The sequence below is a fragment of the Bacteroides salyersiae genome (genome assembly GCF_031172035.1).
GTDB lineage: Bacteria > Bacteroidota > Bacteroidia > Bacteroidales > Bacteroidaceae > Bacteroides > Bacteroides salyersiae.
Genome location: NZ_CP133452.1, coordinates 1012060 through 1035449 on the forward strand (window position 1 = coordinate 1012060; position 23390 = coordinate 1035449).

At 42.9% G+C, this 23390-nt stretch carries 16 protein-coding genes; 7 read left to right on the forward strand and 9 right to left on the reverse strand.

The window, feature by feature from the left end; all coding sequences use genetic code 11:
- Positions 1-110: 110 nt before the first annotated feature.
- Complete coding sequence (locus RB604_RS03755) at positions 111-734, reverse strand: phosphatase PAP2 family protein (RefSeq protein ID WP_021937310.1); 624 nt, start codon at positions 732-734, stop codon at positions 111-113.
- Positions 735-842: 108 nt separating this feature from the next.
- On the opposite strand from RB604_RS03755, the gene RB604_RS03760 reads away from it, so the two are divergent.
- From RB604_RS03760 to RB604_RS03775, 4 genes are all read left to right on the forward strand, one after another.
- On the forward strand, positions 843-1709 hold the full coding sequence (locus RB604_RS03760; RefSeq protein WP_005928258.1) for a helix-turn-helix transcriptional regulator: 867 nt from the start codon (positions 843-845) through the stop codon (positions 1707-1709).
- Between the two features lie 139 nt (positions 1710-1848).
- Positions 1849-2541, forward strand: coding sequence for a succinate dehydrogenase/fumarate reductase cytochrome b subunit (locus tag RB604_RS03765; protein WP_005928255.1), 693 nt, complete (start codon positions 1849-1851; stop codon positions 2539-2541).
- A 38-nt stretch (positions 2542-2579) separates the two neighbouring features.
- Complete coding sequence (locus RB604_RS03770) at positions 2580-4523, forward strand: fumarate reductase/succinate dehydrogenase flavoprotein subunit (RefSeq protein ID WP_005928252.1); 1944 nt, start codon at positions 2580-2582, stop codon at positions 4521-4523.
- 28 nt (positions 4524-4551) lie between these two features.
- Complete coding sequence (locus RB604_RS03775) at positions 4552-5307, forward strand: succinate dehydrogenase/fumarate reductase iron-sulfur subunit (RefSeq protein WP_002558385.1); 756 nt, start codon at positions 4552-4554, stop codon at positions 5305-5307.
- A 96-nt stretch (positions 5308-5403) separates the two neighbouring features.
- Here the strand turns inward: RB604_RS03775 and RB604_RS03780 are convergent, their stop codons facing one another.
- The 6 genes from RB604_RS03780 to RB604_RS03805 form a co-directional block, all read right to left on the reverse strand.
- Positions 5404-8673 carry a chitobiase/beta-hexosaminidase C-terminal domain-containing protein gene (locus RB604_RS03780; RefSeq protein ID WP_229103593.1) on the reverse strand — a complete coding sequence of 1090 codons (3270 nt, stop codon included), beginning with the start codon at positions 8671-8673 and terminating at the stop codon, positions 5404-5406.
- A gap of 1045 nt (positions 8674-9718) precedes the next feature.
- On the reverse strand, positions 9719-10564 hold the full coding sequence (locus RB604_RS03785) for a helix-turn-helix domain-containing protein (RefSeq protein ID WP_055293871.1): 846 nt from the start codon (positions 10562-10564) through the stop codon (positions 9719-9721).
- Between the two features lie 150 nt (positions 10565-10714).
- The gene (locus RB604_RS03790; RefSeq protein ID WP_005928241.1) at positions 10715-11638 is read right to left on the reverse strand and encodes a fimbrillin family protein; all 924 of its coding nucleotides are present in this window, start codon (positions 11636-11638) and stop codon (positions 10715-10717) included.
- Positions 11639-12608: 970 nt separating this feature from the next.
- Positions 12609-13730, reverse strand: coding sequence for a DNA-processing protein DprA (dprA, locus tag RB604_RS03795; protein ID WP_055293873.1), 1122 nt, complete (start codon positions 13728-13730; stop codon positions 12609-12611).
- Entirely contained in the window at positions 13730-14131 is a 402-nt protein-coding gene (locus RB604_RS03800; RefSeq protein WP_007479630.1) for an acyl-CoA thioesterase, read from the reverse strand. Before RB604_RS03800 ends, dprA begins: the two co-directional genes overlap by 1 nt.
- A 120-nt stretch (positions 14132-14251) precedes the next feature.
- Positions 14252-15517 carry a peptidase U32 family protein gene (locus tag RB604_RS03805; protein ID WP_055293875.1) on the reverse strand — a complete coding sequence of 422 codons (1266 nt, stop codon included), beginning with the start codon at positions 15515-15517 and terminating at the stop codon, positions 14252-14254.
- A 114-nt stretch (positions 15518-15631) separates the two neighbouring features.
- Here RB604_RS03805 and dusB point away from each other — a divergent pair, with 114 nt between their 5' ends.
- Positions 15632-16612 (forward strand): tRNA dihydrouridine synthase DusB, encoded by a 981-nt coding sequence (dusB, locus tag RB604_RS03810; protein WP_007479627.1) that lies wholly within the window; start codon positions 15632-15634, stop codon positions 16610-16612.
- An 84-nt stretch (positions 16613-16696) separates the two neighbouring features.
- A complete protein-coding gene (locus RB604_RS03815; protein ID WP_007479626.1) occupies positions 16697-18517 on the forward strand; it encodes an LPP20 family lipoprotein in 1821 nt (606 codons plus the stop codon).
- Positions 18518-18912: 395 nt separating this feature from the next.
- Here RB604_RS03815 and RB604_RS03820 read toward each other — a convergent pair whose 3' ends face one another.
- Positions 18913-19878 (reverse strand): phosphatase PAP2 family protein, encoded by a 966-nt coding sequence (locus RB604_RS03820; protein ID WP_055293877.1) that lies wholly within the window; start codon positions 19876-19878, stop codon positions 18913-18915.
- A complete protein-coding gene (locus RB604_RS03825) occupies positions 19869-20876 on the reverse strand; it encodes an NAD-dependent epimerase/dehydratase family protein (RefSeq protein ID WP_007479622.1) in 1008 nt (335 codons plus the stop codon). The genes RB604_RS03820 and RB604_RS03825 overlap by 10 nt, the downstream gene beginning before the upstream one ends.
- Positions 20877-21174: 298 nt before the next feature.
- Between RB604_RS03825 and rnr the strand changes: the two genes are divergently transcribed.
- Entirely contained in the window at positions 21175-23316 is a 2142-nt protein-coding gene (gene rnr, locus RB604_RS03830; protein WP_007479620.1) for a ribonuclease R, read from the forward strand.
- Positions 23317-23390: the final 74 nt, after the last annotated feature.

Here is a 23390-nt window from a genome sequence, read left to right on the forward strand (position 1 = left end):
TTTAGGAGTGCAGCTCAAGCAGTTGTAGCGAGGGTGATTTCGATAAAAGGGGAGTTTTGACACATTTACATCCCCGTTTTTATTTATAAGTGAAAATTAAAAACAGGCTTTTAATAGGTAAAAGCGACCTGCTTTTTTTCTCCGAACAGCCAACTGTTCAACCAACGATTGACATAAATATTAACGACTGCACAACCTGCGCCGATAGCCGCTCCTGCTATCACGTCCGAAGGATAATGCACCCCCTCATTCATTCGGGAAAAACCTACCGAACAGGCCCAAACAGCCGAAGGAGCAATCACATACCATTTGGGGTATTTAATACTCAGTGAAGTAGCCAACGAAAAAGCTGCCGCCGTATGGCCGGACGGAAACGAAGGACTGCTTTCCGTACTATACGGATATACCCGCCCGGGATATCGGTCATACGGCCGCTCACGACCGATCATGTGTTTTATGCCATAAGTCAGCACCACAGCTTCGGCCACACTCGTACCAATATATACGGCATCTTTTAACAACTCCTTGTCCTTCCCTATACCGGCATAAATTGCCATAGCGACAGGCACTCCCACCGAAATATAAGGAGCCGAGCGAGAAAATGCTTTACTATAATTCCGCACAAATTTCCCGTCCATACTATTAATTTTATGCAACGTATTTATATCCCAGTTTTGTGCCTGAATTCCCATAGTACAGAACACTGCAACACACGCAATCATTAATTTCCTCATCACCATTTTCATTTATTAGACAAGACAAAGATATAGCAAAAATATTGAGTTTTCATAAAAAATATCATATCTTTGTTGCCTGACAACCATAGCTTCTCACTTTAATTCATGATAAAAAACAGTTATTGTAAAAGATTTACCGACTGTGCACAATGCCCCAAAGCTGCTCAAGGTACATTTGTCTATAGGAACTTTCCCAGGGGACAACACTTCCCTGCCGACAAGTGCACACAAAACTGCATACTGTTTATGATAAAGGGAGAACTCCTCGTGAATAGCCAGGAATACCCCGGAACCAGCTTACGTGACGGGCAGTTTATCCTTCAGGCCATCGGCTCCAAAATCGAATTACTGGCACTGACAGAAGTGGAATACATCGTATACTGGTTCAATGAATTGCCACAAATTTGTGAAAGTTATTACCGCGAAATCTTAAATACTTCCGAAGCCCCGCTGACCTATACTCCCTTGGTGATGAATTACCGGCTCAGCCGGTTCATAACGGACTTGGGAGAATACTTAACAGAAGGCATTTCATGCGGACCTTTTATCGATATTAAAAGTCAGGAACTCGTATTCCTTCTTACCTGCTACTATCCGCGCCCCCAACTAAGTAACTTTTTTTATCCCATCAGTACGTATACTGAAAGTTTCCAGTACTTCATCATGCAGAATTATAATAAGGTAAAGAATGTAGAAGAATTCGCCCATTTGGGCGGATATACCGTTACTACCTTCCGGCGCCTGTTCAGAAACATGTATGGAGTACCGGTGTACGAATGGATACTCGACAAAAAGCGTGAGGGAATTCTTGACGATCTGCAACATACCAAAGAGCGAATTACCGACATCAGCACGCGTTACGGATTCGACTCCTTGTCACATTTTGCCCATTTCTGTAAAGCCTCTTTCGGAGATTCTCCCCGTGCTCTGAGATCACGTGCAGCCAAAGGGGAGAATATTAGTAAGAAATAATACCCCCTTTTCATTAAAGAATTATTTCTTTAATTCTTTGGTTAATCAATGTATTTCCTGTACTTTTGCACGAAGAGAAATAGGCATGTAAAAAAGAAATTATAGTTCTAACAATTAAATAATTTAAAATCAATCATTTATGTGGTTAAGTAATTCATCTGTAGGAAGGAAAGTGGTGATGAGCGTTACAGGTATCGCCCTTGTCCTGTTTCTAACGTTTCACATGGCGATGAACCTTGTTGCGATCATCTCGGCTGAGGGTTACAACTTGGTTTGTGAGTTCCTGGGAGCAAACTGGTACGCGTTGGTGGCTACCTTAGGACTGGCTGCCCTCTTCGTGATTCACATTATCTATGCCTTCTGGCTGACGATTCAGAATCGTGCAGCACGCGGCAGCGAACGCTATGCCGTAGTAGATAAACCCAAAACTGTGGAATGGGCTTCACAAAACATGCTTGTTTTAGGTATCATCGTGGTTCTGGGCTTAGGTCTTCACCTGTTCAATTTCTGGGCTAAAATGCAGCTCCCCGAATTGATGCACAACATGGGTGCAGTAGTAGATACTACTTATGCTGCCGACGGTGTTTATCACATCACCAACACTTTCTCTAATCCGGTATACGTAGTGCTTTATCTTATCTGGCTGGCCGCTCTCTGGTTCCACCTGACTCACGGCTTCTGGAGTTCTATGCAGTCACTGGGCTGGAACAACAAGATTTGGATCAATCGTTGGAAATGCATCTCTAACATCTATTCAACAATCGTTGTCATCTGCTTTGCACTGGTAGTAGTCGTATTCTACGTTCAATCGTTATGCGGCGCTTCTTGCTAAATTTTAAAATTGTAAATGATTAAATCGTAAATAGCATTATGACTCAAATAGATTCTAAAATTCCTGAAGGCCAGTTAGCCGAAAAATGGAGTAACTATAAAGCTCACCAAAAACTTGTTAATCCTGCCAACAAACGTCGTCTCGACATTATCGTTGTAGGAACCGGACTTGCCGGCGCATCTGCAGCCGCTTCTCTGGGTGAAATGGGATTCAGAGTATTCAACTTCTGTATCCAGGATTCTCCACGCCGTGCTCACTCCATCGCAGCACAAGGTGGTATCAACGCAGCTAAGAATTATCAAAATGACGGCGACTCTGTATACCGTCTTTTCTACGATACAATCAAAGGTGGTGACTATCGTGCACGCGAAGCCAACGTTTACCGTCTGGCAGAAGTATCCAATGCCATCATCGACCAATGTGTAGCTCAGGGTGTTCCTTTTGCCCGTGACTACGGTGGTACGCTCGACAACCGTTCTTTCGGTGGTGCGCAGGTATCACGTACATTCTATGCCCGTGGCCAGACCGGACAGCAGTTGTTGCTGGGCGCTTATTCAGCATTGAGCCGTCAGGTACAGAAAGGTACTGTAAAATTGTTCACCCGTTATGAAATGCTCGACCTTGTTATAATCGAAGGACGCGCCCGTGGTATCATTGCCCGCAACCTCGTAACCGGGGAAATTGAACGTTTCGCTGCTCATGCCGTAGTTATCGGTACAGGCGGTTACGGAAATGCTTTCTTCCTTTCAACCAATGCAATGGGCTCCAACGGTTCTGTTGCCATCCAGTGCTACAAAAAGGGTGCTTATTTTGCTAATCCTTGTTTTGCACAGATCCACCCGACCTGTATCCCTGTTCACGGCGACAAACAGTCTAAGCTGACGCTGATGTCTGAATCTCTCCGTAACGACGGTCGTATCTGGGTTCCGAAAAAGATCGAAGATGCCAAAGCATTGCAGGCAGGAACTAAAAAACCGAATGATATACCCGACGAAGATCGTGACTTCTATCTGGAACGTCGTTATCCGGCATTCGGTAACCTCGTACCTCGCGACGTGGCATCACGTGCTGCCAAAGAACGTTGCGATGCAGGTTTCGGTGTAAACAATACCGGCTTGGCCGTTTTCCTTGATTTCAAATATGCCATCGATCGTCTGGGTGAGGATGTGGTTCGTGCCCGTTATGGTAACCTCTTCGATATGTACGAAGAAATCACCGACGAGAATCCATATAAAACTCCGATGATGATATTCCCCGCTATCCACTACACAATGGGTGGTATTTGGGTAGATTATGAATTGATGACTTCTATTCCGGGTCTGTTCGCTATCGGCGAAGCCAACTTCTCCGATCACGGTGCCAACCGTTTGGGTGCATCCGCGTTGATGCAGGGTCTGGCCGACGGATATTTCGTATTGCCATACACTATCCAAAACTATCTGGCCGATCAAATCCAGGTTCCGCGTTTCTCTACCGACCTTCCGGAATTCGTAGCAGCCGAAAAAGCTGTCAAGGATAAGATTCAGAAAATCAAAGCCGTTAACGGTAAACACTCTGTTGACTCCATCCACAAGAAATTGGGTCACATCATGTGGGATTTTGTAGGTATGGCTCGTACCAAAGAATCTTTGCAGAAAGCTTTGAGCGGTATCCAAGAAGTGAAAAAAGACTTCTGGACCAACGTACGCATCCCGGGTGAAGTAAACGAACTGAACGTAGAACTTGAAAAGGCTCTCCGTCTGATCGACTTTATCGAAGTAGGTATGTTGATGGCCCGCGATGCTCTGAACCGTGAAGAATCTTGCGGCGGTCACTTCCGTACTGAGTACCAGACTCCGGAAGGCGAAGCTTTGCGTGACGATAAGAACTTCTCTTACGTATCTTGCTGGAAATATACCGGTGAAGATTCAGAACCGGAATTGATCAAAGAAGATTTGAACTATCAGTTCGTGAAAGTTCAGACTCGTAACTACAAATCTTAATCGGCTAATCAATTAAAGGAAAACAAAAATGGATAAAAATATAAGTTTCACACTGAAGGTATGGCGTCAGAAAAGCCCGAAAGCAAAAGGTGCTTTTGAAACATATCAAATGAAAGATATCCCGGGCGATACTTCGTTCCTCGAAATGCTGGATATCCTGAATGAACAAATCATTAACGATGGCGGTGAACCGATCGTATTCGACCATGACTGCCGCGAAGGTATCTGTGGTATGTGCTCTTTGTACATCAACGGACATCCACATGGTCCTGCAACAGGCGCCACTACCTGCCAGATGTATATGCGCCGTTTCAAAGATGGCGATACAATCACTGTAGAACCTTGGCGTTCCGCCGGCTTCCCGGTAATCCGCGACCTTATGGTAGACCGTTCTGCTTATGACAAAATCATGCAGGCAGGTGGTTATGTAAGCGTAAATACCGGCGCTCCACAAGACGCTAACGCTATCTTGATTTCCAAAGACATTGCTGACGAAGCTATGGATGCTGCTGCATGTATCGGTTGCGGTGCTTGTGTAGCTGCATGTAAGAACGGTTCGGCTATGTTGTTCGTTTCGGCAAAGGTCAGCCAGTTGAACCTGCTTCCGCAAGGAAAGGTAGAAGCTGCCCGCCGCGCAAAAGCCATGTTGTCTAAGATGGACGAACTCGGATTCGGTAACTGTACAAATACCCGTGCATGTGAAGCTGAATGTCCGAAGAACATTTCTATCAGCAACATCGCTCGTTTGAACCGCGATTTCATCCTCGCAAAACTGAAAGACTAAGCGTATAACTTAGCATTTGATTAATAACAGAAAATCCCTGCCGGGTCATCCGGCAGGGATTTTTATATATACCTATTGAATAAGAGAAATTGTGAACTATTCCACTATTACCTTGGACATCTCGATCACTCCGTCTTCAAACACCGTTCTTACGATATTCAATCCTTTTACCGGAGCTTCAAGCTTCACTCCACCAACAGTGAAATAAGAGCGGGATAAGATAACTTTAGAAACTGTTTCAGAAATAATGGAAGTAGCGATAGTAATATCCAGTTCGGCAATTTCCGAATCGGGGAAACCCTCTTTCACTGCGATAGCTTTCACTGTGCAAGATGATTTCGTCTCAAACGGTTCTGCATAAAGACTACTTTCTACTGTAGGTTCAGTGCCATCCAAAGTGTAGTAGACAGCCGCATCTTCTGTTTCACAAGCAATCGTGACCATTTTCCCATCGGCAGTATCTTCTGTCGTAATGACCGGAGTAGCCACCGGCAGTACCGGATCTTCACCTTCACCTAATAATTTAATATCGAATATCATCGCATTATTGTTCTTTCCGTTTTCCGAAGCAGAAGCAAACTTAACCAATACCGGTTCTGTTCCTTCATAAGAAATCACTTGTTTACGGATATTCTTATAAGCATCATTAGAAAGTGTTCCCAGTTCTGTCCATTCTTCAGCATCCACCGTTTTCACCGATACGGTCAACTTCTCCGTATTGGAAGCTGATTTTGCACCACACCACCAGATAGCAATATCAAACGGTCCGGCTACGGCAGAAGGAGTAATCATATAAGCGCTGGCCGTTCCTGTCAAGAATGACATAGCATAACCCGACGCACCGGCATCGGCTTCTGTCTCCGGACCATAATTTCCGCCTATTTCTTCAGAAACACCGGTAGCTTGGAGGTTTACACGCTGGCCTTCACTTCCGATTATAAATCCTGCAACCGTTTTCTCATCCGTCTTTCCGGAAGCGATTATATCCCCGGTTATTCCCCACTCTTCCGGTTGGTTCTTGAAATTGGCCCACAACAGGGTTTTATTCCGTGCGATATAATTTTCATTCTCAATATCTTCCGAAGCTATATCCGAATCTGCCATATCTTTCTTCACGGCAAATGCTTTTACTGTACAAGGCTTCAAGATGTCAAAAGGTTCTGTATATTGCGTGCTGGCAATCGTAGGATCTGTTCCATTAATCGTATAATAGATAATAGCATCTTTCGTATCCGTAGTGATGGTTACTGTCTTGGCATTTCCATTTGCTTCTGCCGAAATAACCGGAGTAGCTACCGGATCTGCCCCTTCACCCAACAGCTTAACATCGAATATCATCGCATTGTTGTTAGAGCCGTTTCCGGAAGCACAAGTTATCTTAACTTGTACAGGCTCTGTTCCATCATAAGATACAATTTGCTTACGAACACTCTTATAGCTTTTATTAGAGATCGTTTCAAGTTCTGTCCACTCCTCTGCATCCGCAGTTTTCACAGATATAGTCAATTTCTCAGTGTAAGATGCACTCTTTGCCGTACACCACCAAATAGCAACATCAAAAGGTCCGGCTACTACAGACGGAGTAATTATATAGCCACTGGCAGAGCCTGTAAGGAAAGACATTGCATAGCTTGTCGCTCCCATATCTTCTTCTGTAGCGGGACCGTAAGTATCACCGATCTTTTCGGACACACCTGTAGCCTGCAGATTAACACGCTGCCCCTTGCTTCCGATTATAAATCCTGCGATTGTCTTTTCATCCGTCTTTCCGGAACCGATTATATCCCCGGTTACTCCCCATTCTTCCGGCTGATCCTTGAAATTGGCCCATAACAACGTTTTGTTTCGTGCAATATAATTTTCGTTCTCAATATCCTTCGACACTACTTCTGAATCGAGCATTCCTTCTTTCACAGCAAAAGCCGTTACCGAACACGGCTTCAAAACATCAAATGGTTGCGTGTATAGGATACTTTCAATAGTAGGAACAGTACCGTCCAAAGTATAGTAAATTGCGGCATCTTCTGTTGCAGTAGTAATAGTCACTGTTTTAGCGTTTCCATTAACAACATCCGAAATAACCGGAGCAGCTACCGGATCCGACGGCTCAACATATACTTCCTTCGTGGCAATCAGATAATCGGCCGCATTCAGCAACAATCTAATTGCATTGGCATCAATCCCCCTGATCAGATTACTGGCAAACGGTATCAACATATACTTATTTGTCGTACCATGTTCATGAATGGTATTATAAGTGCCTGTTCCATCTTTTGCCATAACAATGTCATCAGCAATGATTGCACCCGGATCTTTATAAGCTTGCACTTGATTGTTGCTGGCATCGCTCTCGGTAAAAATAACACATGTACCGTCTTCTGCGATGGCCACTCCATTGAAAATAGCATGATTACGATAAGCTTCCAATATAATCATCGTATTAGTTCCTTTATCCGGATTCTGCCCCGTAGCCCATGCCCAACGGTCTGAAGAATAATAGAATGACTTCAGATTGAGCATAGGCACTTTATTTACAACGGTCTCCAACTTCAACCCATACGCATGTTTACCACCAACAGCCTCAGAAGAAAATACCAGATCATAACCAAGTAATTCATTTACCGTAGAACCATCTAAAGATTTCACATCGATATCCGTTACCTCATAGGCGTCAATCAATGCAGCATGTACAGGGTCTTCATCGAGTACATAACCGGCATAAGAAGAATCATAAATATAAGCTACTTTACGTGCAACCGTTTCTTCGGATACTGTAATACTTTTCAAGATAACACCTTCATTGTATTTGAACTTCACATCACCATCCGCAGCGACTACTAACTCATAAGTATTCTCACCATCATTGCCGGTCTTATAAGTGTCAGATCCCACCGTACCTGTCATGTTCGTTATGGCGCTGATACCGCGTCCACTTGTCGCATTCGCACTTTTCAGAATAATGGTAACATGCTGTCCAGCTTTCAGCTCTTTGATTGTCACTTCCAGATTCTTACTTCCTAACTGGATACCATCATCACCCATATTTATACGAAGACTCAAATTTCCTTTGGTCAGTGCAGGAAAGAGAATGCCATCGGTCTCTGCAATCACTACCCCATTAGCTTTCAGGACATTTTTGGCATCCACCGTCTCTAAATTCTTATAACGCTTAAGAACTTGCGTATCAGCGTCAATTTCTGCTTCCCAGCTGGTGGCATCTGCCCCCAGATTAGCTAAAGTTGTTTCACTCCACGATAAGAAATTCCAATTTTTAACGGTTTTCAGACTCTGCCCGTTGGTTGCCATCACGCAGCCGAATAGAACAAACAAAAATAGAAACAATCTACTTGTAAAATAATGTCTCATAATACTAAATTTAAAATTCAACATAGGATACTGTCTTTCAGGATTAACCATTCAGAGTTTGCAAATAAAGAGAGAAATCACGTAAAACTTGCTATTCGCATTGACGGTAATACTTTCTAAAATGATTTTAAAAGATTGCAAAATACATTTAAAGGAGTTCTTTCTTTAGGACCAGTCCTTTACTTCCGCATCAAATAGAACCGACCGAAAAAACTTTGAATATTCACTAATCCATAGAATAGCCGCTACGGATTCGTATAAGCTTTTCATCGTAAAATCAAGACACTTTCTTTCATGAAAATAAGCATATATTCCTGTTCTATTTCACCTATAAACTTGTCTCTATGATAGAAAAAGATGTTTTCTTAAAAACAAGGTTAACCATTTTTCTTAGGAATTAAGAAAATAAATAGATTATTATCGGTTGTAATATAATATTAATGCATTATATTTGCAAATGGAAAAGGAGATGCATAACGTATACAAGCACAGGTGACGTTAACTATCAGTAGTACATCTTCTGTTGCGAACTAATATTTGTGCCTAAACGAAATCGACCAATTTCATTTCTGGAACTCTGGCACAGAGAAAGTCCCGCAACCTTTATTGCATATATATGTTATATCTACACGCTTTTATACGTACAGATAAATTCCCCGTATATACCAATAAAGGGAGTGTGGGCTGACTCATTGATCCAGAGTTAGGCTTTTGGTCGAGCCTCGTTTAGGAGTAATGTTTCGGTCTCACGCTCTTATATTATCGGCACTCCGACTAAATATTACATATTATTGTTCGTTTTCACATGTAATAGGAATTATATTAATAAGTTACACACAAAGAAAAAAATGATTATGAATATAAATTATTTAAACAAGCTAACAATTCCGTCCAATCGTTAATAGAATTTTATCATCCCTTATGTAAGAGAGGATACCGGTAGTCAATAAACAAAAAGTACAAGTGTGTATCTTTATAGACTGCTGAGTGTCCATTTAGGCAGGGTGTCGCTGTGAAGCGATGCCCTTTTTTATACTCCCAAAACTTACTGCGATTCGCTTAAACGTATGCTGCGAGGAGAAGCTCCAAAGTTTTTCTTACAGAAATTTGAGAAATGAGGTAAAGATTCAAATCCGTATTTGTAACAAATCTCAGAAATGGTAGCTTTCGTATAGCGAAGTTCGTAAATGATCCCTTCTTTACGTTGTTTCATCATCCACTCATAGACAGGTTCATGAAATACAGAATTGAATATACGACGAAAAGTAGTAACCGTATATCCACCCAAGTGGGCAAATTCTTCCACTGTTTTTACTTTCGTATGATTGCCGAGGACAAAGTATTGAAAACTACTGGTATACTTGGCCAATGAATGTACTAAAGTGGATAACTCATAATCGGAATAACAGGAACTAAGAATAAAAGCAAGTTCTTTTTTCTTGAGTGACAATAGCTCGCGACATATCTTGTCTTTAGATAAATAGCTGGCAGAACCTTCAAGAAAATGTTTCAATTCCGGCACTATTTTCAATGGAGAAAAGATCAAGGGAGGAGTCACTTGAGTTTTTATATGATTATAACGCTCCTCACAAAAGAATTCAGGTTTATTAAAGCTATAGCATACACATTCAGCGTCTTCCATAACAAGCAACTCCAACTTCGAACCGATTGCCTGAAGAATAAATTCGCCGGCCCGCAATGTAGTACCGGCATATTCCTGACTATTGACAAGAACTTCACCTTTAAGCAAAAAAATAATAATGTTCTCTTCACACTTCTGAGCCGGCTTGTGAAACCCTCTCGGATGAGAAGCATGAACAATAGAATTTGTCACTGCCTTGGGACATTCCAAACAGTTCATCGTGACTCCACAAGTGGAGAGGCCGGACATAACGATATATTATTTATTTGTTTATGTTTTCCACAAAAGTACAATAATATTTTTACACACAAAGCATTATATAAAAAATTCCTCAAGAAAAGATATAAAAACTTTTCTTGAGGAATTCATTAGATGGTTATACTACATTTATAAAAACAATTATCCAATAGTAGCAGAACCTGTACCTTCACTCCAATCAGCAACAGAAGCACTGACCGAAATCTGTTCTTTAAATGTTAAAGTTACAGTGTATGCAACACCTGCGCCGTCTAAATGCTCTGCCACAGAATTTAAAGTTACAGTAACATTATCATAAGTTTTTGTACTTGTTGTCACACTAATAACAAATGTACCTGCGATAGGTTTTACCATGATGGCATGCCCTACCGGTGTTTCAGTTGCAGTTATTGAAGTACTTGCAGTAACACCTATAGACAAAGGCGTAGCAAGCGTTTCTCCAAAAACAACTTCATCAGTACCAAGATTTATTTTTTCAGGTACACACATATCTTTTACCTCAATAGAGGTAAGTGTTACATTATCAGCTAATCCATCACCGGCAACCACCTTAAATATCAATTTTGTCAACGGCCGCTTAAAAGCAAATGAAGCAGCAGGCGTATTTTTATCACCGTTAATGGCAGATGCCATTAAGATGTCTAATGTTCCATCTTTCTTTGTCAAGTTATAAATCCAACTATCAGTATCAGCAACAGGAGTTTCACCATTTACATAAAAAGCTTTCATAAAAGTATGGGTTCCATCTGATTTATAATATTGAGTATTCGTTAAAGTTATATTATTAGTTACTTCAGAAGACGCTTTTATATCACTGGATATTGCCGTCCATGTAGGTGCGACCTTATAATCAGCAACATTATCACCTTCCCATCCCAATACTGTAGCTTTAAACAGCTCATCTGTTCCAATAGCAGCTCTCGTCCCTACCACTACTGCTGTTTCTACTCCTGCATTCAGTGTAATCGCTACCGGTTCCCCACTATCAACCACATCCTCAATCTCTGTATTTGAGCAACCAGCCATCACTCCCAATGCCAATGCTGAAAAAATAAATGTCTTCATACTTCTTGTTTTTAAAGTTTATATTATTGTTTTATTTGTTTCTAAATTCCACCGGTACATACATCCTGTTTCATTCTCCAATTCATTGCCCTCCAATTCATTGCCGTAACAGTCGCGTTTATCTTTAATAAATGCCATATCTACCCAAAAAGAGATTCCTCCAATACAATACGAAAGACATTACTTTTTCATGAATAAATTTCTCTTGTTTTGCATCTACCGATTATCTCGATGCAACAAATATAGAAGATGAAAATGAACTTAAGCAACACTCCGGCAACTATTTTACGGTACTGAAAGGGTTCGTGAAACGATTGGAAGATATTTGCAACTTTACAACTTCAGCCCGTTAACTTTCTGCGTGAAAAAGCGTAGCATCTTTTTTAAAAAGCGTAGCATCTTTCAAAAAAAGATGTAGCAGGTTTCAAGAGAAAGATGTACAAGTTTCAAAAAAAGACGTAACATCTTTTTTCCGGCAAACGTTTTTTATTTTTCAGCATGCTTATTCTATATATTTCGCCCCCCTTCACAGGCTTCACCTTTTTTAATCAAACTCCCTATTCATCGGTGATACAGAGTGAAGGGCCGTTCCCGCCCTTCCGTCTCCATGCACTTACACGTATCTGAAATCACAACATTTCTCAAACAGACTTGTACGCAACCCTGCCATAGGACTATTGTTCGCAAATCAAACTGTATTTATCCTCCATAAACGATGTTCTTATGCACATTCACCTTTCCCGATTCTTCGGGATAAAGAGCTTAAATTACATTGAATATACCTATCCTGAGTGCATTCGTGTACGATAACAGTGAAAAACCGTGAAAGAAATTAAAAGAGAACCAATATCAAGAATAAAATTTGGTGGGAACAGGCAAAAACTTTACATTTGCAATGTGATTTTTTTCATAGTATTAGATTTAAGGTTAACAAAGGTTGGAGCAAGGCGTTGCTCCTTTTTTTTGCTCTTTACCGAAGCAGTTGATACATACCGCCTGCCAATACACGTATCACCCCTTTCATTTCTAACTCAAAAAGTATGGCATTCATCTTATGCACAGGAATATCCGCTTTTACCACTAACGTATTTATCTGCTGATCGCCCTGCTTGTCAAGAATAGAAACAACCTGTTGTTCTTCTTCCGACAATTCAAGAAACAAACTTCGTTGAATACTTTCCGTTTTTGAAAAGACAGGGGAAACTCCCCAGCCCATAGCCTTTACAAAATCTTCGGCCGATAGAAGAAGAGCCGCTTTATTATCCCGGATCAACTGGTTGCAGCCGATAGAAGAGGCATCCATCGTACGGCCGGGAAAAGCAAAACAGTCGCGATGATAGCTCTCGGCAATGTCGGCAGTAATCAGCGAGCCTCCTTTAGAAGCAGATTCCACCACAATTGTGGCATCGGACATACCTGCCACAATACGGTTACGACTTATAAAGTTATGCTTATCAGGATTGGTTCCGGTAAGGAACTCCGTTAAAAGACCGCCTTTTTGCAGCATATCAACAGCCGTCTTCCGATGGACAGAAGGATAAATACGGTCGAGACCGTGTGCCAATACTCCGACCGTAGAAAGATCATTGGCCAAAGCAGCGCGATGGGCATGAATGTCGATACCGTAAGCAAGGCCGCTTACCACAAGTACGTCCGGACAGAGGATCTTCAGATCACAAAGAAAAGAAGCACAAAGCTGTTTTCCATAATCGGTAGCATTACGAGTACCTACCATATTGATGACACGCAGAGAATTCAAATCGGCCGCACCTTTAAAAAAGAGTACGACAGGAGCATCATCACATTCACGGAGACGGGAGGGATATCGCTCGTCAGTGAAAGCAAGGCACGAAATATGATTCTTCTCTGCAAATTCAAACTCCTGTGTAGCACGCGACAAAGCCTGCGGACAATCTAAAGCCTCTACCACACGGCTATTGACACCGGGCAAACGATCGGGAAGTTCTTTTCGATAGCGAAACACATCAACAGCATTTCCAACCCCATCCAGCAACTTCTTGGCCCAAATATGCCCAATTCCCGGAATCTGCGTCAAGGCAATGCTGCAAATACACTCTTCAGGACTACTCATCAGAGGTAAGGTGCAAAAACGGTATCAAACAATGTGCTGTTACTCAAACGTCCGTTCACCACACAGACCGTCTCAACCGTTGATTTCACCACTACTTTCTGATCGTTTTTACGAAAGATATCCTGATAGAATACATATTTGATCCCTTCCTTCTTCATATAAAGTTTAGAGACAAACTCATCACCACTCTTTAAAGGAGTTTTAAAAGCCATATTGATACGGGCTACAACAGGATCGACACCCTGCTCGTGAAGTACGGCAAAACTAACTCCGACAGAAGAAAGAAACTCATGACGGGTGTGCTCCAAATAATGCTGATAATTGGCATTATTAACAATGCCCTGCAGGTCGCACTCATAGTCGCGCACCTTCATCTCCAGTTCATAAATATATTTATCCATAAAAAATAATTTGTCAATTAAATAATGTGCCAATATGCCAATGTGCCAATTGGCTACGCTGTCATAACATATGCCGCAGGGAAAATTGGCACATTGACATATTGGCACATTGACACATTATTATTCAATTCCTTTAAATTTCTTCAATTCTTCCGTTGAAACGAGTTTATAGAGCTTATCACTCGGCCGTACTTTATCCAGCTTCATGGAGAAACGCTCTCCTTTTTTTACGGTCTGCACGGGCTTCAAATCTACACGAGCCTCCTCAAGTGTGGCAAACAGCGCACCGGTAGTCGGACCGGTCACCAACAGCTTATCACCCACATTCAGCTCAGCCGCTTCCACCAAAAACTCCGCAACCCCGATGTTATTGAAATACCGGATTCCTTTCCCCACATAAATTTTGCGTTCCGTAGCGGCCGAACCATAATTTTTCGTCCATTCACCCAAGCGTTGCCCTAAGTAATAACCGTCCCAAAAGCCACGGTTGAACACTGTTTTCAGACGTTCGTCCCATTCAGCGATCTTCTCATCGGTAAACGTGCCTTCCAGATTGGCTTGAATGGCCTGCTTATAGCACTCCACCACCGTACGTACATACTCCGGCCCGCGAGCACGGCCTTCTATTTTGAATACACGCACACCGGCATCCATCATCTTATTCATGAAGTGGATGGTCTTCAAATCTTTAGGAGACATAATATACTGGTTATCAACCTCTAATTCCACACCGGTCTCCTTATCGCGCACCGCATAAGAACGGCGGCACACCTGCATGCAAGCACCCCGATTGGCCGAACTGTTCATCTCATGCAATGAAAGATAACATTTGCCCGAAACCGCCATGCACAATGCACCGTGACAGAACATCTCGATGCGTATCTGTGCCCCCGAAGGACCGCAAATATTCTCTTTCCGGATATGACGGTAGATATCGGCCACCTGTTCCAGATTCAATTCACGGGCAAGCACCACCACATCGGCAAATTGTGCGTAAAACCGCAACGCCTCCACATTCGATATGTTCAACTGAGTAGAAAGATGCACCTCCTGACCGATCCGACGGGCATAGCTCATCACCGCCACATCAGCAGCAATCACGGCAGAAATACCGGCCTCCTTTGCCGCATCCACAATGGTGCGCATCAGCTCCAGATCGTCATCATATATGATCGTATTTACCGTCAGATAACTCTTCATCCCATGTTCGTCACAGGTACGGGCAATCTCCCTCAAGTCGTCAATCGTAAAAGTATTGGCCGAACGGGCACGCATGTTCAGATTGGCAATACCAAAATAAATGGAATCGGCTCCCGCCTGAATAGCTGCCGCAAGCGACTCACGGGAACCCACCGGAGCCATTATCTCAAAGTCATTTATATTCATAATTTACGATTGAAAATAGATTTATCATGATGCAAAGGTACAATTTAATCCGTATTTTTGCAGCGATAAAGAAAGTTACTTCAATCGTAAACCGCATAATTAAGTAAACAACAAATGAAAATAAGCCATATAGATTTGGGTGAACACCCTATTTTCTTAGCCCCGATGGAGGATGTGACCGATCCCGCTTTCCGTCTGATGTGTAAAAAGTTTGGAGCAGATATGGTATACACCGAGTTCGTTTCGAGCGACGCACTGATACGTTCGGTCAATAAAACCACGCAGAAGCTCACGATTTGCGATGAAGAACGCCCCGTTGCCATACAGATATACGGTAAAGACACCGAAGCCATGGTAGGAGCCGCACGAATCGTAGAAGAAGCACGTCCCGACATACTGGACATCAACTTTGGATGCCCCGTAAAGAAAGTAGCCGGAAAAGGCGCCGGTGCCGGAATGTTGCAGAATATTCCGAAAATGCTTGAAATCACCCGTGCCGTAGTAGATGCCGTGAAAATACCGGTTACCGTAAAAACCCGGCTGGGCTGGGATGCCGACCATAAGATCATCGTCGATCTGGCCGAACAATTGCAAGACTGCGGCATTGCCGCATTGGCCATCCACGGACGTACCCGTGCACAGATGTACACGGGAGAAGCCGACTGGACGCTGATCGGCGAAGTGAAAAACAACCCGCGCATGCACATCCCGATCATTGGCAACGGTGACATCACCTCGGCCATACGGGCAAAGGAATGCCTTGACCGCTACGGAGTGGATGCCATCATGATCGGTCGCGGCAGCATCGGCCGGCCGTGGATTTTCCGCGAAGTAAAACACTTCTTAGAAACAGGTAACGAACTGCCGCCCGAAACTTTCGAATGGTATCTAAACGTACTCCGCGAAGAGGTACTCAACAGTGTAGCCCGCCTGGACGAACGCCGGGGCATCATACACATACGCCGCCATCTGGCTGCAACACCCTTGTTCAAAGGCATTCCAAATTTCCGGGAAACCCGCATTGCCATGCTAAGAACAGAATCGGTAGAAGAACTTTTCCAAATTTTCGACAAAATAAAGCCGGAAGGTGAATAAAAAAGAGATAGACTTTAATCGCATAATTATAAAAAAGTTATTACTTTTGCAAGAAAATGAACCTCTTATAACGTAACAAACAATATGAGAAAACTGCTATTTCTTGTTATGCTGACATTCAGTCTCCCACTGCTTCGTGCACAATCTGTAGAAGAAATACAGAACAGCAAAGAATATATTTGGGGAACAGGAAACGCTTCCACGCTCAAGAAAGCCGACAATGAAGCTCTGGCTGCATTAATCAGCCAGATTTCCACCAATGTATCCAGCCAATTCAGCCAGCTCACCGAAGGAGGGACAGACGGAGACAAGGCTACGGTGGACGAGACCTTCAAATCGGTCATCAACACCTATTCACGGGCTACCCTGAACAACACCCGTCGCATCGTCATACAAAACGAACCGGAAGCAGCTGTCATGCGCTACATCAAAGTGAGCGAGATACAACGTATTTTCGAAGGCCGCAAAACCAAACTGCTCGACTTTACCCAAGAAGCGATAAAAGCCGAGAAAAAGGCACAGGTAGCCGATGCCCTACGTTATTATTACTGGGCTCTTATCTTGCTGCAAAGTTATCCGGACGGCAATTTCCTCACCATGAAAGACGAAGAAGGCAAAGAGCAATTACTATGCAATTGGATTCCCAAACAAATGAATGAGATCTTTTCGCATCTGGAAGTCTCTATCAACGAGGTGCATATCGACGGGGATCTGAAAACCATCGATCTGAAAGTACTCTACAAAGGCAAACCCGCCCGCAATTACGACTACACTTATTTTGACGGGCGCGATTGGTCGAACATCTTTTCGGCAAAAGACGGACTGGGCATCATCGAAATGCCGGCCGTAGCCAATGCCAAAGGAATGCAGATCAAAACAGAATACATGTTCGAAGGCGAATCGAACATCGACAATGAACTGGCAGAAGTGATGCAATCGGTAAACCCGATCCCTATGCGCAATTGCTATTTAAAACTGGAAGGTGACGAACCCAAACCGGGAGAATCCGCCTCTGAAGAGCCCCTGCAAGCTGTCTCCGGTGATAGTGCCAAACAGACAGAATCCGCCATGCATTACCTCGCCGACGAAGCCACCACCATTTACCAAAACACCATAGACGAAGTAGAAAAGGCAATCCGCTCTAAGAACTATACGAACATACAATCCATATGCACGCCGGAAGGTTTTTCCATGTTCAATCAACTTATCAAATATGGCAATGCCAAAATAATAAAAGAGCCTGAACTCAAATACCTGGAATGCAATGGTGAAATCACCTGCCGCAGCCTTCCTATGAGTTTCAGTTTCAACGGCAACCGGCGCACATTCGTCGAGGACGTTGTATTCACCCTGACTAAAGAGGGGAAAATAGACGCGATCTCATTCGGACTCAACAAAGCGGCCGTTGACGACATCATGAATCAAACCTCTTGGGGAGACGACGTGCGTAAGGTACTGATAAACTTCCTCGAGAGCTACAAAACAGCCTATGCGTTGAAACGTTACGATTACATCAACAGCATCTTCTCGGATGATGCTCTGATTATCACCGGTTCCGTCTTGAAACACAAAGTGGCGAACGAAAACCAGCCAATGAGCAAAGATGCCGTCAAATATACCCGTCAGACGAAAAGCGAATTCATGAAAAGACTGAAACACATCTTCGCAGGCAACGAGTATATCAACATCCGTTTTGCTGATAATCAAGTGCGTAAATCCGGAGTAGGAGGAGAAATCTATGGCATCCAAATCAAACAGGACTACTTTTCATCCAGTTACGGCGACACAGGGTATCTTTTCCTGATGGTAGATCTCAATAATCCCAAAGAACCGATTATCCATGTACGTACATGGCAACCGGAAAAAGACCCGAACTTCGGACTGATCGATTTAAGTCATTTTTAAATAACAGGCGGCCCGCACGGAAATTCCATGCGGGCCGCACTCTTTATCATACCCTTTCACATCGTACCTCAACTTTTACATCTCCCTTAAAAAGTTTTGTCACTGAAAACCGTGACACGTATTGATTTTATAAGTTAAAATTTAATCATTTCCCATCATTTTATTTGCCAAATTAAACCGGAAATACAAACATTCATTATATTTGCGAAGAATAATCCAACGATCTTTGCCATTACATTATCCTCCGTACTCTTAACAATAAAACCCTATAATCTTCTCTACATAAGGCGAGACTCCTCCGGCATTCTAACGACAAATGCCGGGGGAGCTTTAAATAAAATAAAGCATCGATTACTATTTATTTTTTATGGACGGCATTCTCTTCCCTGTTCACCTTACTTGAACATCGGCACCGCAAACCATTTCTTGAACATCTTCGTCACAAGGACATACATCACGAATGCAGAAACAAACCCGACAACCGCATCAATCAGATAATGGGCCTGTATGTAGACAGTAGCACAACAAAGCAGCACATAAAACGGCATCAAAATAGCGAACAACCACTTGCTGCCACGCCATGCCATAATCATCAGGATAGTAGAAATCCCCACATGCGAACTGGGAAAAGCAGCCGTAGGCCGTTCGCCGACCTGCTGCGACCCCTCTACCAAATTATAAAAGAAGCCATGCTCATATCCCGGACCGGGAAGTAACTCCTGATGATAATTGAAATAATCACCGATGGCAAAAAATGTCCCGTGTTCTGCATTTTCCAACCCGATGGCCGGGAAATAATACTGAGGACCTGCAACCGGAATAAATATATAAATCAGATAATAGATAAAAAACGAAGTAACCAATACAAAAGAAAGCTTTTCGAACAACTCGAACCGGTAAATGAAATAAAACAGTGTAACTACCAGAATCATCGGATAATAAGAAAAATAGCCTAAATTAAAAGCCTCGCTCATCCATTTCTGCGGAAGAAGATAACAAAAATGAAGGGCAGGCTGAGTTCCAAACATCCATTGTTCGGCCGAAGCAAAAATATGATCTAAATTGGGAAAGAAACGGTTAAATTCATAAGTATCCGGATACCAATAAGAAAGCAGGCTCATCTGAATGGCAATACGCACAAATGCGGAAAACTTACAAGGTGCCAGCCGGTAGAGATACATCAGCAGAAACGTCATACCGGCAATCATAACCCTGTCGAGCAACATATGCCAGGGATGATCCATCCGCTGAAAAAGGAACAGAATCAATATGGAAGTTAACAAATTATATATCAGTGTCACCTTCTCGACAGCGAACAGTCCCTTGCGGGTCTCTACACGTTTAAATAAATCTAGAGCCATCCTTCATTCTTATACCAGGCAATGGCCTCTTTCACTCCTTTTTCAAGATCGTATTCCGGAACGTATCCCAGTTCTTTCATGACAGGAGTTATATCGCATTGCCAGTTTCGTTGTTTCATTATCTTATACTTATCCGAATTCAGTGTACTGCTCTTTCCCGAACGGGTAGCCACGAATTCAGCGAGCAAAGATACAACTTTAAGGACAATTAACGGACATCTCAATCGAATAACGTATGGATTCCCCAATTCTTTTCGTATCAGATCGGAAAATGCACTGCTTTTATAGACTTTTCCATCAGAAAGAAAATAAGCACGACGGGATATCTGTTTCTCTATCCCTAAGAAAATGGCCTGAACAATATCTTTCACATATACAAAAGTAAGATCCTGGCGCTTGAAGCCAACCGAAAAATCCATATGGTTGCGAATCGATTTCGCCATCAGGAAATAATCCATCTCACGCGGACCGTATACCCCCGTAGGACGATAAAAGACATAAGGGAAACCGGGAATACTCTGTATATACAATTCTGCTTTAAGTTTACTAAGCCCGTAAGCAGTATTCGGAGCACAAATATCGGTCTCCTTTATCGGAGCATAATCTTTCTCGTGCACCGGTCCGAAAACACTCAACGTACTGATATAAATAAACTGTTTGGGAACCATATTCAACTCCCGTAGCGTATCGACAAAATACTTCGTCTGCAAGTAATTGACAAGATCGAATTCTTTCTTATCCCTGCACTTGGTCAGCCCGGCGCAATGTACAATGTAATCAAACTTATTATAAGTACCTTTATGCCCTGACAACTGTGCCCTCAGCTCATTGGGATGGGCAAAATCCAATTCCAGAAAATGGATCTTACGCTCACGCAAATATTTCTTACTACTCGACGAACGAATACCTGCCCACACAGCAAATTTACGCTTCAATGCTTCTTCCACAATGAAACTGCCGATAAATCCGCTTGCTCCTGTTATTAAGATACTTGCCATAAGAGATAATTATTCAATGTGCCAATATGCCAATGTGCCAATTGGCTGCGCTGTTTATCCGAATGGTAATTGGCACATTGGCATATTGGCACATTGACATATTATTAAATTTCATTCCGAGTAGGATTTTCTGTCCCCAATTTGTTATAATATTAATCAACTCGCGGGCAAATGTACATGAAAATCTTGAATTATTAATATTTAATCATTTACTTTGTATCTATTAATAATTAGAAACCAGCGTATAAGATACGCACTTACCACCTGGCCTGCATACTAAACTTATAATTTAAAAAATATGGCGAAAAAGAAAGAAAAGAAAGCCGGTAAACGAATGAAGAAAAAAGAACTGGCAAACATATTAATGGATTTCTTCCATACCAAACAGGAAGAGGTTATCAGCCTTAAATATCTTTTCGCGGAATTACACCTTACCACACATCCCCTGAAAATGCTGTGCATGGATATTCTCGCGGATATGCTGGCAGACGACTACATAACGGAAGTCGATAAAAACAAATACAAACTCAACAATCACGGTATCGAGATGACAGGGACTTTCCAACGGAAAAGCAATGGAAAGAACTCATTTATCCCCGAAGGCGGAGGCGAACCCATATTCATAGCCGAACGCAATTCGGCCCATGCCATGAATAATGATAAAGTAAAGATAGCCTTTTTTGCCAAACGCAAGCACCATGATGCCGAAGGGGAAGTGATCGAAATTCTGGAACGCGCCAACGACACCTTTGTGGGTACGCTGGAAGTAGAGAAGTCTTATGCTTTTCTGGTAACCGAAAACCGGACACTGGCCAACGATATTTTCATTCCGAAAGACAAACTGAAAGGTGGAAAGACCGGAGACAAAGCAGTGGTAAAGGTGATCGAATGGCCGGACAAAGCCAAAAATCCGATCGGACAGGTGATCGATATTTTAGGAAAAGCAGGGGATAACACAACCGAGATGCATGCCATCCTGGCGGAATTCGGCCTGCCCTACGTTTATCCGCAGGCTGTAGAGAAAGCTGCCGATAAAATCCCGGCGGAGATCACGGCAGAAGAGATAGCCAGACGTGAAGATTTCCGTAAAGTAACGACTTTCACCATCGACCCGAAAGATGCCAAAGACTTTGACGATGCGCTTTCTATCCGTAAACTAAAAGATAATTTATGGGAAGTAGGCGTACATATAGCCGATGTGACCCATTATGTAAAAGAAGGAAGTATCATCGATAAGGAAGCCGAGAAACGCGCAACGTCCGTTTATCTGGTAGACCGTACCATACCGATGCTGCCCGAACGTCTCTGCAATTTCCTCTGCTCCCTGCGTCCACACGAAGAGAAACTCGCATTTTCCGTCATCTTCGACATCACGGAAAAAGGAGATGTGAAAAATTCCCGTGTCGTACATACAGTGATCTATTCTGACCGTCGTTTCACTTACGAAGAAGCACAACAGATCATCGAAACCAAAAACGGTGACTTTAAAGATGAAGTACTGATGCTGGATACGATTGCCAAAGCTTTACGAGAAAAGCGTTTTGCCGCCGGTGCCATCAATTTCGACCGTTACGAAGTAAAATTCGAGATAGATGAGAAAGGAAAACCGGTCAGCGTCTATTTCAAAGAATCAAAAGATGCCAACAAGTTAGTGGAAGAGTTTATGCTGCTTGCCAACCGGACGGTAGCCGAGCAGATAGGCCGTGTACCTAAAGGCAAAAAGGCCAAAGTCCTGCCTTACCGTATTCACGACCTGCCCGATCCGGAAAAGTTAGACAACCTGAATCAGTTCATTGCGCGTTTCGGATACAAACTGCGTACCAGTGGTACTAAAACGGATATTTCGAAATCCATCAATCACCTGTTGGATGATATACAGGGAAAAAAAGAAGAAAACCTGATCGAAACAGTTTCTATCCGTGCCATGCAGAAGGCCCGTTATTCAACGCACAACATCGGCCACTACGGCTTGGCATTCGATTATTATACTCACTTCACATCACCCATCCGCCGTTTCCCGGATATGATGGTTCATCGGTTAGTTACCAAATACCTCGATGGTGGAAGAAGTGTTTCGGAAAGTAAATACGAAGACCTGTGCGACCACAGCTCGAACATGGAACAAATTGCCGCCAATGCCGAACGTGCTTCCATTAAGTATAAACAAGTGGAATTTATGAGTGAACGGGTAGGTCAGACCTACGACGGAGTAATTTCCGGAGTTACGGAATGGGGGCTTTATGTAGAACTCAACGAAAATAAATGCGAGGGTATGATACCGATGCGCGATTTGGATGATGACTACTATGAGTTCGACGAAAAGAACTATTGCCTGCGGGGACGTCGTAAAAATCACACCTATAGCCTGGGAGATGCCATCACTGTTAAAGTGGCACGAGCCAATTTGGAAAAGAAACAACTCGACTTTGCATTAGTTTAATAATGTGAATAATGTGCCAATATGCTAATATGCCAATTAGCTGCGCTGTCCAGCCGAATGGCAATTGGCACATT

Coding starts and splice junctions, on each gene's coding strand:
- RB604_RS03790 (WP_005928241.1), bottom strand. CDS start 11,638: ATGAAGACATTTATTTTTTCAGCATTGGCATTGGGAGTGATGGCTGGT.
- RB604_RS03780 (WP_229103593.1), bottom strand. CDS start 8,673: ATGAGACATTATTTTACAAGTAGATTGTTTCTATTTTTGTTTGTTCTA.
- RB604_RS03825 (WP_007479622.1), bottom strand. CDS start 20,876: ATGGCAAGTATCTTAATAACAGGAGCAAGCGGATTTATCGGCAGTTTC.
- RB604_RS03765 (WP_005928255.1), top strand. CDS start 1,849: ATGTGGTTAAGTAATTCATCTGTAGGAAGGAAAGTGGTGATGAGCGTT.
- RB604_RS03785 (WP_055293871.1), bottom strand. CDS start 10,564: ATGTCCGGCCTCTCCACTTGTGGAGTCACGATGAACTGTTTGGAATGT.
- RB604_RS03805 (WP_055293875.1), bottom strand. CDS start 15,517: ATGAATATAAATGACTTTGAGATAATGGCTCCGGTGGGTTCCCGTGAG.
- RB604_RS03815 (WP_007479626.1), top strand. CDS start 16,697: ATGAGAAAACTGCTATTTCTTGTTATGCTGACATTCAGTCTCCCACTG.
- RB604_RS03800 (WP_007479630.1), bottom strand. CDS start 14,131: ATGGATAAATATATTTATGAACTGGAGATGAAGGTGCGCGACTATGAG.
- RB604_RS03775 (WP_002558385.1), top strand. CDS start 4,552: ATGGATAAAAATATAAGTTTCACACTGAAGGTATGGCGTCAGAAAAGC.
- RB604_RS03820 (WP_055293877.1), bottom strand. CDS start 19,878: ATGGCTCTAGATTTATTTAAACGTGTAGAGACCCGCAAGGGACTGTTC.
- rnr (WP_007479620.1), top strand. CDS start 21,175: ATGGCGAAAAAGAAAGAAAAGAAAGCCGGTAAACGAATGAAGAAAAAA.
- RB604_RS03760 (WP_005928258.1), top strand. CDS start 843: ATGATAAAAAACAGTTATTGTAAAAGATTTACCGACTGTGCACAATGC.
- dusB (WP_007479627.1), top strand. CDS start 15,632: ATGAAAATAAGCCATATAGATTTGGGTGAACACCCTATTTTCTTAGCC.
- RB604_RS03755 (WP_021937310.1), bottom strand. CDS start 734: ATGAGGAAATTAATGATTGCGTGTGTTGCAGTGTTCTGTACTATGGGA.
- RB604_RS03770 (WP_005928252.1), top strand. CDS start 2,580: ATGACTCAAATAGATTCTAAAATTCCTGAAGGCCAGTTAGCCGAAAAA.
- dprA (WP_055293873.1), bottom strand. CDS start 13,730: ATGAGTAGTCCTGAAGAGTGTATTTGCAGCATTGCCTTGACGCAGATT.